This is a genomic window from Shewanella sp. 2_MG-2023 (assembly GCF_030548905.1).
Taxonomy (GTDB): Bacteria; Pseudomonadota; Gammaproteobacteria; order Enterobacterales; family Shewanellaceae; genus Shewanella; species Shewanella electrodiphila.
In genome coordinates, this window is sequence record NZ_JAUOSO010000008.1 from 76,320 (window position 1) to 90,536 (window position 14,217).

Genomic DNA, 14,217 nt, shown 5'->3' on the forward strand with positions numbered 1-14,217 from the left:
TTAGCGTATTAAGGATCCAGTTAATGGAAATTAAAGATAAGGTTGTGGTCATTACTGGCGGTGCTGGTGGGTTAGGTTTAGCGATGGCGCAAGACTTTGCGGCCCAAGGTGCTCGTTTGGCGCTTATCGATGTAGACCAAGAAAAATTAGAACGTGCTTGTGCAGATCTTGGCGCTTCAACGGAAGTACAAGGCTATGCACTGGATATTACTGACGAAGAAGATGTGGTTGCTGGCTTTAACTACATTTTGGAAGATTTTGGTCAAGTTAACGTGCTAATTAACAACGCTGGTATTTTACGTGACGGTTTAATGGTTAAAGCGAAAGAAGGCAAGGTCACTGACCGCATGTCTTATGACCAATTCCAATCAGTGATTAATGTTAATTTAACCGGCACATTCCTTTGTGGTCGTGAAGCCGCTGCAGCGATGATCCACTCACAACAAGCGGGTGTGATTATCAATATCTCTAGTATCGCTAAAGCCGGTAACATGGGGCAGTCTAACTATTCTGCATCTAAAGCAGGCGTCGCAGCAATGAGTGTGGGTTGGGCAAAAGAGCTTGCACGTTACAATATTCGCAGTGCAGCAGTAGCGCCAGGTGTGATTGCTACTGAAATGACAGCAGGCATGAAACCAGAAGCGCTAGAGCGTCTAGAAAAAATGGTGCCAGTAGGCCGTTTGGGTGAAGCGCAAGAAGTGGCTGCGACAGTTAAATTTATCGTTGAAAACGATTACGTAAATGGCCGTGTATTTGAAATTGATGGCGGCTTAAGCATGTAATCTGCTGGCGATGATAATGGTGGATTGATGCTAGTGTCAGTTCTCTGTTATTAAATGAAAGCCAACCTGTTAAAGGTTGGCTTTTTTATTGGTGGATTTATTGCTACCATCTTGGCAGCATTAACCAAGATGCATATTTTCGTAAAAGTCGTCACAATAAAACTAATAAAAAGACATGATAAACAGGAATAACAGATGGATAGGCTAGAAAAGGCAATGAGGATGACGATGATGACTGTAGGAATTGCAGGCATCGCAGTGATCTATTTTGGTTTTTTCTATCTGCAATTCAATGACCAACTGGGGATGACTATGCCTTGGTACTTTTTGCTGTCACCTTGGATTTGTGTTTATTTTGGCTTGAACCAACAACAGCAAATCGACACGCTTGCGTGGTTCACGAAAAAGTTTTCCTTCAAAAAGTTCACAGCTAAAAAGTAACCCCCCGTACTTACCGTTCATTGTTGTAAAAATGGCCGAGTGTGTTGGCTATTTTGTCTTTGGTGTTAACAGACACATTAAATTCATCAAATCTCCCTCGAATTATCCTCTACTTCTGTTAGGGTCTATTGAACTTTGCTGGTTGAATTTTGTTCGAGTTAAAAACGTTTTAATTGAGGCGAATGAATTGATGCCTAGTCATCTAAGCACCTTTTATTCACAAAGATGCATTCAACAAAGAGTAAAACGTTTTTAGGCGAACCCTTCGGGCAGCGTTTGTTGGCCATTTTTACTTCGTTATTGACTTTTTATGTAGAATAACTACACCACAAAGTCTCTGCCTTGCACAAATGGCCCACACTTCGCTGCAAAAACAACCTTGAAAGTTCAACAGACCCTAAGTTAAGTTGAAAAAATAAGCTGAAATGCTATAGTACGCCGCCTAATTATTGTGACCATGCTTATTGTTTTAAGGGTGGTTTAAAACCAGTGCTATTTACGTACAGCCGCTATACTCGTCAATGAACACTGACTTGTTTAACAAAGCAGCTAATAAAGTCAGCGCTGGTTTTTTGTTTTTGTCATAACTTGAATTTTGGAATCTCATTTTGATTACTACAGCTAACATCACCATGCAGTTTGGTTCAAAGCCACTGTTTGAAAATATCTCAGTTAAATTCGGTGGCGGTAATCGCTACGGTCTTATCGGAGCCAATGGCTGTGGTAAATCCACTTTCATGAAAATCTTAACTGGCGACCTTGAACCGACAAGCGGTAATGTGTCGATTGATCCAGGTGAGCGCATGGGTAAGCTGAATCAAGATCAGTTCGCTTATGAAGCCTTCTCTGTCGTAGACACTGTGATCATGGGTCACAAAGAGCTATGGGAAGTGAAGCAAGAACGTGACCGTATTTATTCTTTACCAGAAATGAGTGAAGAAGACGGTATCAAAGTTTCTGAGCTTGAAATGGAATTTGCTGAAATGGACGGTTACACCGCCGAATCTCGTGCAGGTGACTTACTGATGGGCGTCGGGATTGGTGTAGACCAACACTTCGGTCTGATGAGCGAAATCGCACCAGGTTTCAAGTTACGTGTACTACTTGCACAAGCATTGTTCTCGGACCCAGATGTTTTGTTACTTGATGAGCCAACCAACAACTTGGACATCGACACTATTCGTTGGTTACAAGAAATGTTGAACCAGCGTAACAGCACCATGGTTATTATCTCGCACGATAGATATTTCCTAAACTCTGTTTGTACTCACATGGCTGATATCGATTACGCTGAATTACGTGTTTACCCAGGTAACTACGATGAATACATGATGGCTGCGCAGCAGTCTCGTGAGCGTCTGCAGTCTGACAATGCTAAGAAGAAAGCACAAATTGCTGAACTTCAAGGCTTCGTGGCTCGTTTCTCTGCTAACGCGTCTAAAGCAAAGCAAGCAACGTCACGTGCTAAGCAAATCGATAAGATTAAAATTGAAGAAATCAAAGCATCTAGCCGTGTTAACCCATTCATTCGTTTTGAACAAGAAAAGAAATTGTTCCGTAACGCATTAGTGGTTGAGCAACTCGCTAAAGGTTTTGATGAAAAACCATTATTCAGCAACTTCGATATGATGGCTGAAGTAGGCGAGCGTATTGCTATCTTAGGTGAAAACGGTGTGGGTAAAACGACACTATTACGTACCTTAGTACATGACTTGCCTCAAGATGCTGGTACTATCCAATGGTCTGAAAATTCAAACATTGGTTACTATGCTCAGGATCATGAAGCAGATTTTGCTAACGACATGACGTTATTTGATTGGATGAGCCAGTGGCGCAAACCAGAAGATGATGATCAATCTGTTCGTGGTATTTTAGGGCGTATGCTATTCGGTTCTGACGATATTAAAAAATCTGTCAAAGTCCTTTCTGGTGGTGAAAAAGGCCGTATGTACTTTGGTAAGCTGATTATGCAAAAGCCAAATATCCTACTTCTTGATGAACCAACAAACCACATGGATATGGAATCAATTGAATCATTGAACAATGCCTTAGAAATGTATGAAGGTACTTTGTTATTCGTTTCTCACGACCGTGCGTTTGTATCATCACTTGCTACACGTATTTTAGAAGTGACACCAAACGGCATTAACGATTTCAAAGGAACTTATGATGAGTTCTTAGCAAGCAAAGGTGTTGAAGGATAAGCTTAAAGCTTTTTCTCTAATCGCCGATAAGAAACCTGTAAGGCTAGTTATTTAGCTGATACAGGTTTTTTTTTGCGCGAACGATACTCAGCAACTTTTTTTGATCTAGAATTAAGTCGCCTTATTTGCATCAAAGCATGCAATTTATCGCAAAATTGCATGGAGCACTTACTCTAAGGGTAAAGATATAATGAAATGGATTACCGATCTCAAAACGCTACATAAACTTCTTTTACTGATTATTCCACCCTTGGTTATTTGCCTCATATATGGTGGCATGTTTGTTCATAATAAATATGAAACCAAATCGGAATTGACCACAGTACTTTCATTAAGCGAGCTGGCCGTAATCAATAGTGCCTTGGTGCATGAATTACAAATTGAGCGTGGTATGAGTGCAGGCTTTATTGGTTCACAAGGTAAATCGTTTGCAAGTTTGCTACCTAATCAGAGAGTTGCAGCCGATAGACAAATCAGCCAGTTTAACAATATTCCTGATATCAATGCTTTCCCAGTACAAATCAGCTCAACCTTGCAGCAAATTCACAATCAGTTACAGCAATTACAATCCATTAGACGTTCTGTCGATAACTTAACCATTTCTGTGGCTGAAGAAGTGAAGTATTACACGGGGTTGAATACGGCTTTATTGTCTGTGGTTGATGAAGCAGCCATGCAAAGCCCTGATAGCGAATTATCTTTAAAGCTTGCATCCTTTGGCGCATTTTTACAGTTAAAAGAGCGTGCAGGCATTGAGCGAGCAGTGTTAAGTACCACCTTTGGACAAGAAGGCTTTAAAGATGGCGTGTATGCGCGCTTTGTTACGTTAATGTCAGAGCAAAATACCTATGCGGAGCGCTTTAATGCCTTAGCGACAGCAGACTGGTTGTCTCGATTTTCACAAGTGGCTCGCTCACGGGAAGTGAGTGAAGTCGAGCAGATGCGTCAAATAGCTTTAGCGCAAGTTGCCAGTGACATCAGTGCGCAAAACCCAGAAGAGTGGTTTAAAACTTCGACTGCGAGAATTAACGTACTCACAGATTTCGAGCACTTTCTTGTGGATGATTTAATTCTATTGACCAAAACACGTTTAAATTCAGCTAACCAACATATGTGGTTATCTTTGCTAACCTTAACCATATCAATTGTATTATTAGGTTGGTTAAGCTTATCTGTATCGAAATACCTTAATCGTAGTCTGAGTCATTTATTCAGTAAGGTCACTCATGCGGGAAATAACTTTGATTTAAGCACCCGGATTGAACATCAGTCAGCAGATGAATTTGGGCAACTTTCTGATGCATTTAACGCCATGATGAATGACTTTGAAACCATTATCTTGCAGGTTCGTCAAAGTGCAACGCAGGTGGTTAAGGTCGTAGAAGAAGTAAATGGTCATGCTCACACTATGCAAAAAGATGTTGAAACCGGTTACCTTGAAGCTGAGCAAGTTGCATCAGCAATGACAGAAATGAGCGCGACAGTGACGCAAATTGCAGCCAATGCAGTACAAGCTTCTGACGCTTCAACTTCAGCCAATAAAGAAGCGCACATTGGTAACAAAGGGGTGTCAAAAACCACCGTATCAATCAAGCACCTTGCATCAGAAATTAATGAAGCGTCAAATGCCATTGAAACATTAGATCAAGATGTGCAGTCTATTGCCACCATTTTAGATGTGATCAGTGCCATTTCAGAGCAAACCAATTTACTGGCATTAAATGCGGCCATTGAGGCGGCAAGGGCTGGCGAGCAAGGTAGAGGATTTGCTGTGGTCGCTGATGAAGTCAGAACGCTTGCTCAACGCACTCAGTCTTCAACTGATGACATTAAGCGCATGACAGAAAGATTAAAGTCAGGTGCGCAGTTGGCGGTTAAAACCATGCAACGAGGCATGGTCAGTGCTGAAGAAAGTGTCAATGAAGTAGAGCATGCTGGTAAAGAGTTACAACAGATTGTTGCCGATGTCGATATTATTGACAACATGAATCAGCAAATTGCCTCTGCAACTCATGAGCAAGCTGCAGTCGCTGAAGAAGTGAATCAAAACGCGATGAGGATCAGTGAAATATATAGCCAAACTCAAAAAATTGCCGAATCGCTGAGCCTACTAAATGACAGCTTACTAGAAGATGCCGCAGCAATGTCTGAGCAAGTGCAGAAGTTTACATTGAGCAATCGTTAACCAATGAGAAAAATGAAATAGAAATAATTGATTTTTAATCAGTATTTTTAATCAGTATTTTAAAGCCGACGTGATTTACGTCGGTTTTTTTATGGACAAGAAAAAGTAAACTTATGCGACAAAATGTGAATCTTAATTATACTTTGCTAACATGACGCCTAAATTAGAAACCGATTAACTATTGTCGATACACAATTGTCGATAAACTATTGTCGATAAACTATTGTCGATAAACGATTGCCGATAAATAAAGGACGAGTAATGGATTACCTCAACATCAATAAACAAGCTTGGAATGAACGAGCAATAGTACATTTTGATTCATCTTTTTATGATGTGCCGAGCTTTCTTGCAGGTAATTCTTCATTAACAGAAATTGAAACCGCGGAACTCACCGATGTAGCGGGTAAGTCTTTGCTGCACCTTCAATGCCACTTTGGTTTAGATACTTTGTCATGGGCAAGGCTGGGCGCGAGTGTCACTGGTGTTGATTTATCTGATGAAGCGATTGATAAGGCACGTGAACTTGCGACTCAGTGTAATATCGAGGCTGAGTTCGTTTGTGCTGATGTCTATGAATTTGCAAATAAGCGCTCGAAAAGTTTCGACATTGTGTTCACGTCTTTTGGCGCAATTTGTTGGTTACCTTGTTTAACTAAGTGGGCGCAGGTCATTAGTGACAGCTTGAACCAAGGCGGTACATTTTATATGGCTGAGTTTCATCCAGTTCAGGACGTCCTAGATGGTTACCCATACTTTCATCAAGCTGAGCCTGATGTGGTCGTTGAGGGGAGTTATACACAAGCGGGTAATAATTCAGACCATGAGCAGACTATGGTGACGTGGGCGCATTCATTAAGCGAAGTGATTAATGCATTAATTCAAGCGGGGATTCGAATTGATGCGGTTAACGAATTTCCATTCAGCCCTTACAATTGCTTTGAAAACCTAATAGAAAAACAGCCTAAACAATTTCAATCCATTGTGAAGGGGCAACCCATTCCATTGGTTTTTTCCATCAAAGGAACTAAGTGTTAATGCTATTTGAATCACAACAAAAACTGGATGTGACCAATCGTTGGGGCAGTATTTTTATCAAAGTCGCTGCAGGTATCTCAGCAGTCATAGTGTTGATGTATTTAAGTTACTTTTATGCGAGCCCAAGTGTCACGGTTGAAAATCGTTCAGAGTTTGTTATTGAGTCAGCGATTATAAATTTGCCTTTGAGTCGACTTGATTTTGGCGAGATTCATACATCACAGGACAATACCATTTATTATGATTTAGCTCAGCTAGATGGACAATATGAGTACCATTTGCTGCTTGATAGTGGCGATTTACTCGAAGGAACTTGTGGTTATATCACTAATTTTGAAATTAATAAGCGGGTAGTGCTTGTTTTGAATGATATTGGTGAAATTAGCTGTCAATTTTAATCTTCGCTTTATCCTTTTAATCATAATAGCGTGGTGTTTTTGGCTTGTCATTAAATCATAAAGCTAAGCCAATACACTGCACCTTGGCACCTTGATTACAACTTTGACTGAAATGTTTGGCTAATCAAATCTGGTAAAGTTTAAGTACTAGAGTAAAAACCTTTATTATCACAGCCCAGTGGTTTATTCAACTGCTCGTAGCTTTATCAGCTTTATGTATCACCTTGGATACAGCTGTTACTCGTAGGTGAGCGCACGTGTTGAGTGTTAAGTCTTTAACCACGTCTGTTATCGGGTTAACCAGATAACATATGTGCCTCATTAGAAATAATTCATATTCAATTATTTTAAGTTTAAATTAATATTCTATCTCTATTATCCTTCCTCCCAGATTTCCGCTGTTTAAATTATCTACAACCTTGTTACAGAAACTGCCTCAGAGTTGATGACATGCGGAGCAAATAATATTGAGAGCAACTTAAAGCTTATTATTGAGTTGTATAAGGATTACCTGTTCGAATGCTAAGAAATTCCTCCGTTATTCTGTTATCTATTTTCACTCTATACAGTCAGTTTGTAGTGGCTGATGAAGCCATAGAAGTATCGCAAAAATATCAACGCGCATTTCCTATTTGGGCACAAGAAGCGATGGATTTAGGCCATGAATTACCTAAGCCATATGGTTTTACTGTTAACTATATGTCGATGGAACAACCGTTAGTGGTTGATGGTGTCACCTTTTCAGGTCTTGGCGATATTATTGATGACAGAGTGAGTATTAATGGTAGTGAAGCGATGCAAGATTCAGAAACCATTACTTTAAGAGCTGATATGTGGGTACTACCATTTCTAAACCTTTATGGCGTGATTGGCCAAACAAAAGGCAGTAGTGTCGCTAATGTTCAAGTTGAAGTAGAAATGCCATGGCCTTTGCCGCCAGTGGTTTCTGATCCATTTGATTTTGAGCTGAATTTTAAAGGTACTACATACGGTGCGGGCGGCACAATCGTGGGTGGCATAGGCAATTGGTTTGCTTTATTAGACGTTAATTACACTAATACTGATCTTGATATTCTTGATGGTGAGATCAGTTCAATTGTTGTTTCACCGCGTGTAGGTTACCGCACCACTGTTTATGGCCATGAAAGCCAGTTCTGGGTCGGTGCTATGTATCAAAATGTTGAGCAAACTTTTAGTGGTTACCTTAAAGATATCGGCATTCCTTTAGGTAATGGTAAATTTGAAGTTACCCAACACCTCGAAGATAAGTGGAATAGCTTGATTGGTGGTCAAATCAACTTAGGTAAGGGGTTTGATTTGTTACTTGAAGGTGGTTTTGGCACACGCACAAGCTTTATGGCTGGCATTGGCTATAGGTTCTAACCATGATGCGACTAATGATTGTTAGTGTATTTATTTTCTTCCTAGGTGGCTGCTCAGCAGTTTCTATGGTGGATAATTATCAGCAAAACCAATTAATGAAAGCGGGTTTTGAACGGCAACAGTTGTCGCTAGAGAGTCAAGGCGAATTGCACTACTGGCAAGGTGGAGATACGAGTGCTCCCACTGTTATCTTGCTTCATGGTTTTGGCGGTACGGGCTTAACTAGCTGGTATGAGATTATGCAAGATCTTGCGTCTGATTATCACGTTATCGTGCCTGATTTACTTTGGTTTGGTGCATCTTTCAGTAACGCTCCAGCAACTATCAGTAGCGAAACCCAAGCTATTCAACACTTGATTGAAGAGCTCGCGCTTGAAAATGTCAATGTGGTGGGTATTTCGTTTGGCGGGTTTATTACGTTTGACCTAATGATCAAAGAACCTACCGTCAATAAAGCTATTATGTTGGCAAGCCCAGGTATTGTGTTTGGCGATGAAGACATGGATGCCATGAGTCAACGTTTTGGACAAAGTGTGCCAGAAGCTGTGTTTGTGCCTGAGAATAAAGAAGGTGTAAGACATTTACTTGAGCATACGTTTGTTGATCACCCTTGGTACCCAAGTTTTATCGATGAGCAAATCTATCAAAGCTACTTTGCAGATTTTCATGTACAGAAAAAATCATTGATTACCACTTTACCTGCATATCGAGATCAACTTAACCCTGCAGAATTTAAAGGTAAGCTTCCGCCTTCATTATTAATTTGGGGCGAAAATGACATTGTGTTCCCACTTGAAAAAGGCATTGAATTTTCTGAGTTTTTAAATGCTCCAATCATAATTATCCCTGATGCATCCCATGGCCTAAGTAATGATTTTTCAGAGTCAATTAGCCAAATGATAAGAGACTTTATTCAATGATGTTTCATTCTCAAAAACGCGTCATCTTATTGAGTGTAGGTTTAATGGTTTCGCTAGTGTCAGCATGCTCAAGTAGCGAATGGCAGGTGAGTGCAACCCCATCTGACTCCGCTGTATCTGCGGCGTTAGATAATCAACCCGATCCTGCTCTTTTACGTGATATTGCATTACCTCAACAAGCGGCTATGACTTTACCGACAAGTGTTCGACCATGTTGTGCATTTGGTAATGGTCAGAAGGTAAAGCTTGGTGCTATGACCATCCCTTTTTATCGTCATGCCAATACTATCTCGTTAGAAGATTTAGGTGCTCATGCTTATGAAGCAGGCAGTTTTAGTCATCAAAAGTCGGCACCTGATGAAGGCCGAAGTGGCGAGAACAACGGTATTATTTATACCAGAAAGGGCGGCTTTATAGATTTAGCTCATGTAAGAGACACTGCAGACAACGCGGTGGCGCTGTTTTACCAAATCCACCCAAACCTTGGTGAAAAGCAATCCATTGCATTGCCATTTGAAATTGGTCCTCGAACGATTGAAATTGATCGTTTTGAAGTAAAGCTTTTAACAGCAACTCAACGTTGGGAGTTGGCAGCGGCAATGGCTGTGCGTCTTGCCTATTCGATGGCTGAAGCTCATGAAATTGCTCAGTACCACGGTTATCGTAGTTTTGGACCGTGGACCGAAGATGTTTCGGCATACTCACCAGAAGATCTTTACTCCAATATGCTAGGTGCAAAAATTGCGCTTGCAGTACTGACCAATAATTTGGCCATGACTCGACAGCAATATAATTATCATATGACGTCATGGATTGCCGCAACATTAGATTGGTTAGAGCCTGTCACTGCAGCAGAAACGGATGCACTTTTTGATGTGATTGATGGCTATTGGTGGGACTCAAATGAACCTATGCCTAACAAATTTATGTTACTTAAACGCCATTACGATCTGGGCGAACATCAATCACCTTATTTAGTGCCGATGGATATGGCGAAAAACAGTGATACTTGGTCCGATGTTGTAAGTGTTTATGAAACACCTAACGTCGCTCACGACTTAAGTTTAGCCAATCACGTTCATGGAATTACTATCGATAATGTCGCTAAGCAATGGTTACATGTAGATGCAAAATTTGAATCGCATTTTGAACATGTACCTGAGTCTTTATGGCGTGATGGTTTTACTCAGCAATCATTTTTAACGTTAACTCGATATAACGAAAAATTGGATGAGACATTATTGAGTGAGCATTTATCTCAACATTCTCACTTACCGTTAGCGATAGAACAAACATCACAAGGTGAGTTGAAATGAGCTTATTCCACGGCATGAGAATCGGCTTTTTCTCGATAGGGTTATTGGCTTGTGCAGCGTCATTTGCTTCAGAAAAAGCGAGTGTTGAGCAAACAACTGAGACGCTAGCTTCTGATGAAGAGTTGAGCTGGATGGAAAGCTTTTTACAAAAGCTTGGTGCAGATGGCGAGTTTGACGCTGATAAATTGATTGATTTTAGTTTTCTTCCTGGGCCTTTTTATAATCCCGAAATGGACTTAGGTGTAGGCATTTCAGCCGTAGGTTTATATCAAGTGGATCCTACTGATGAAGTCAGTCAATTATCGTCATTAGTGATTAACGGTTTAGCTTCCATTAATGGTGCACTTGGTGTATCAATTGAAAATAAAACCTTCCTAAATGAAGATCAACAGCGTTTTTATCTAACTGCAGAGATGTTTGATATTCCTGATGTGTTCTATGGCGTTGGCTATGATGAAAACCATCAAGACGATAACCGAGTTGATTTTAATGGTCGAACTGTCCGTGTAAACCCAATGTTCTTGAACCGATTATCATCCAACGTTTTTATTGGTGCAGGCTTTGATTTTAATTACGCTAAAGCCAGCAGTATCGATAAGCTAAATTCAGATGTCGAGATCAACCCTTTGCTAGAGACATCACGCAGTGTCGGGGTGAATTTTTTAATCAACTACGATAGTCGAGATAATGTACTTAATCCTGAACAAGGGAGAATTGCCCAAATTGATACGGGGATATATCGCAAAGAATTAGGCAGTAAGAGCGACTTTGAAATTGTTAATGCACTCTACAGTACCTATTATCAAGTTGCAGATGATGATGTTTTAGCGTGGCAAATTCGTGGCCGTTTTACTCATGGTGATGTGCCTTGGGATCAGCTGTCAAAAGCGGGTGGCGGAGATTTACTTAGAGGGTATACTTCAGGTCGTTACCGCGACAAGCAAATGTTGTTAGCACAAGTGGAATATCGACAGAACTTATCTGGTCGTCATGGGATGGTTTACTGGGTAGGTGCAGGAGTTATTTCGGAAAAATTCAGTGAGCTGACTTCGGCGAGTGTACTACCCAATACAGGTATAGGCTATAGATTCGAAGTTAAACCACGCGTAAACCTAAGATTAGATTTAGCCTTTGGCGACGGTGATACTGGCTTTTACTTTAACGTAAATGAAGCCTTTTAATTTCCACTTGGCATTAAGTTAATCAGCCAAATTGAATATGTTACTCTAAAATACCTGTTGAGATAGGTTGCTTAATTAAGTGATTTTATGAGGTGCTCTTGTGAGGTGCTCTTGTGAGGTGCTTTTGTGAGGAGTTATTGTGAGTAAAGTGGTCATTTTTGGTAATTCAGGCTCGGGTAAATCGACACTAGCAAAACAACTTGCAGCTAACAAAAAGCTGGCACACCTAGATTTAGATACTATTGCTTGGTTGCCAGTTAATCCTCCTCAAAGAATGCCAATAGCGGTTTCAAAAACTTTAATTGATAAGTTTTTAAACCTTAATCAATCATGGGTTATTGAAGGCTGTTACAGCGACTTGCTTGAATTAGTCTTTCCACAAACCGATGAGGTTATCTTTCTCAATTTACCCACTTCAGCGTGTATTGAAAATGCTAAAAACCGTCCTTGGGAACCTCATAAATATGCTAGTAAACAAGCTCAAGATGAAAATTTAGCTATGCTAATCGGTTGGATTGCGCAGTATGACAGTCGTATTGATACCTACTCTAAAGTTGCGCATGAAAGACTATTTGAGCAATTTGCAGGCAGTAAAACCATGCTCACTTCGAATCGATAATATCTTTACCCTCAACAGCAGTCAGTTAACCTTACTTGCTACCTTAATTTAGATAGATAAGACAGTTAGGGTGATGGGAATTTTCCATTAGCTATTGTAGTATGCCATTGGCTGCCAATACGCATAAGGCGTTAGGCATCAATCCATAAAACAATAACTTATAAATGGACTGTTAATGAATTCTCCACACCCAAGCCCTTCTTCTGCACAATCGAGTGCCACCGCGCGGCAAATGCCCGATACCTTAGTGATCATTTTCTTTGTTGCTCTTGCTGCCGCATTATTAACGTTTGTTGTTCCCATAGGCTCATTTTCAACCCAAGATGCGCATTATGTTATCGATGGAGTTGAGAAAACGCGCAGTGTAATCGACCCAACCTCTTTTCAATATGCCTTGAATGAAGCGGGTGAGCCAAAACTTGATCCCATTTCATTATTTAAAGGAAATGGCGAAATCGGCTTTTTCAATTTTGCTTTTGAGGGGATGGTTTCTGGCTCTAAATGGGGCAGTGCGATTGGCGTTATCATGTTTATGTTGGTCATTGGCGGCTCTTTTGGCGTCGTCATGGCCACGGGCACGATTGATAACGGCATATTACGCTTAATAGATAAAACTCAAGGCAATGAAAAACTGTTTATTCCAGTCATATTCAGTTTGTTCTCGTTGGGTGGCGCGGTATTTGGGATGGGGGAGGAAGCCATAGCCTTTGCCATTATCATTTGTCCGTTAATGATTCGATTAGGTTATGACTCTATTTGTACAGTGATGGTCACTTATGTCGCGACCCAAATCGGTTTTGCCAGTTCTTGGATGAACCCGTTTAGTGTTGCTATTGCCCAAGGTATTGCAGGTGTGCCAGTGCTTTCAGGTGCGGGTGTACGTTCTATTATGTGGCTTGGTTTTACCTTAATAGGTATTGGTTTTACCATGCGCTATGCGAGTAAAATTCAACGTAATCCAAGTGCATCCTTTAGTTATCAAACGGATCAATTCTTTCGCGATAATCAGCAAGGTAATGTCAAAGATAGTCGTTTTAATCTCGGCGATATTTTAGTACTGCTTACCATTGTAGCTACTATTGCTTGGGTTATTTGGGGCGTGATTGCTCATGCTTGGTTTATCCCTGAAATTGCCAGTCAGTTTTTTACCATGGGGATCATTGTTGGCATCATTGGGGTGGTATTTAAGCTTAATGAAATGGACATGAACAAAGTCGCGGTTAGCTTTAAGCAAGGTGCAGGCACCATGTTAGAACCAGCGGTTTTAGTAGGGTGTGCTTCAGGTATTTTATTGTTACTTGGTGGTGCGGGGGCGACAGAGCCGAGCGTATTAAATACCATCTTACACAGCGCCGGTAATGTGATTGGCCAATTGCCGACGGCATTATCAGCTTGGTTTATGTTGTTATTCCAATCAGTGTTCAACTTTTTTGTGACTTCAGGTTCAGGACAAGCGGCGTTAACCATGCCACTCATGGCACCTTTGGCTGACATTGTCGGTGTGACTCGCCAAGTGGCGGTATTAGCGTTTCAACTTGGTGATGGTTTTACCAACGTATTAGTACCGACATCAGCTTCATTAATGGCGACATTAGGTGTGTGCCGTGTTGATTGGGGAAATTGGTTTAAGTTTATCTGGCGCTTTATGCTGGGTTTATTTGTTATTTCGAGCATTATCGTGGTGTTAGCGCACTACTTAGGGTTTAGCTAAACGAGTTTGTTAATGGCAAAAGTTATGCGACAAGTTGTG

At 40.8% G+C, this 14,217-nt stretch carries 12 protein-coding genes; all 12 read left to right on the forward strand.

All coding sequences use genetic code 11. The features are described from left to right. The first annotated feature begins 23 nt into the window (after positions 1–23). Positions 24–782: an SDR family oxidoreductase gene (locus Q4600_RS09840; protein ID WP_102526311.1), complete on the forward strand. Its 759-nt coding sequence runs from the start codon at positions 24–26 to the stop codon at positions 780–782. 228 nt (positions 783–1,010) lie between these two features. After that, complete coding sequence (locus Q4600_RS09845; RefSeq protein WP_229368873.1) at positions 1,011–1,223, forward strand: hypothetical protein; 213 nt, start codon at positions 1,011–1,013, stop codon at positions 1,221–1,223. Between the two features lie 608 nt (positions 1,224–1,831). Next, complete coding sequence (locus Q4600_RS09855; protein ID WP_303515818.1) at positions 1,832–3,427, forward strand: ABC-F family ATPase; 1,596 nt, start codon at positions 1,832–1,834, stop codon at positions 3,425–3,427. Positions 3,428–3,617: 190 nt separating this feature from the next. Beyond that, positions 3,618–5,612 (forward strand): methyl-accepting chemotaxis protein, encoded by a 1,995-nt coding sequence (locus Q4600_RS09860; RefSeq protein WP_303515821.1) that lies wholly within the window; start codon positions 3,618–3,620, stop codon positions 5,610–5,612. Between the two features lie 261 nt (positions 5,613–5,873). Then, positions 5,874–6,650 carry a bifunctional 2-polyprenyl-6-hydroxyphenol methylase/3-demethylubiquinol 3-O-methyltransferase UbiG gene (locus tag Q4600_RS09865; protein WP_229368870.1) on the forward strand — a complete coding sequence of 259 codons (777 nt, stop codon included), beginning with the start codon at positions 5,874–5,876 and terminating at the stop codon, positions 6,648–6,650. Beyond that, entirely contained in the window at positions 6,650–7,048 is a 399-nt protein-coding gene (locus Q4600_RS09870) for a hypothetical protein (protein ID WP_229368869.1), read from the forward strand. The genes Q4600_RS09865 and Q4600_RS09870 overlap by 1 nt, the downstream gene beginning before the upstream one ends. Positions 7,049–7,567: 519 nt before the next feature. Further along, positions 7,568–8,431: a virulence protein gene (locus Q4600_RS09875; RefSeq protein ID WP_102526317.1), complete on the forward strand. Its 864-nt coding sequence runs from the start codon at positions 7,568–7,570 to the stop codon at positions 8,429–8,431. Between the two features lie 2 nt (positions 8,432–8,433). Further along, on the forward strand, positions 8,434–9,351 hold the full coding sequence (locus Q4600_RS09880; RefSeq protein WP_303515829.1) for an alpha/beta fold hydrolase: 918 nt from the start codon (positions 8,434–8,436) through the stop codon (positions 9,349–9,351). Further along, positions 9,348–10,667, forward strand: a complete 1,320-nt coding sequence (locus Q4600_RS09885) for a DUF4056 domain-containing protein (RefSeq protein WP_229368866.1) — start codon at positions 9,348–9,350, stop codon at positions 10,665–10,667. The genes Q4600_RS09880 and Q4600_RS09885 overlap by 4 nt, the downstream gene beginning before the upstream one ends. Further along, complete coding sequence (locus Q4600_RS09890; protein WP_303515832.1) at positions 10,664–11,848, forward strand: BamA/TamA family outer membrane protein; 1,185 nt, start codon at positions 10,664–10,666, stop codon at positions 11,846–11,848. Before Q4600_RS09885 ends, Q4600_RS09890 begins: the two co-directional genes overlap by 4 nt. A gap of 139 nt (positions 11,849–11,987) precedes the next feature. Beyond that, positions 11,988–12,467 (forward strand): AAA family ATPase, encoded by a 480-nt coding sequence (locus tag Q4600_RS09895; protein WP_303515835.1) that lies wholly within the window; start codon positions 11,988–11,990, stop codon positions 12,465–12,467. Between the two features lie 175 nt (positions 12,468–12,642). Then, positions 12,643–14,178, forward strand: coding sequence for a putative basic amino acid antiporter YfcC (yfcC, locus tag Q4600_RS09900; RefSeq protein WP_303515838.1), 1,536 nt, complete (start codon positions 12,643–12,645; stop codon positions 14,176–14,178). Positions 14,179–14,217 lie beyond the last annotated feature (39 nt).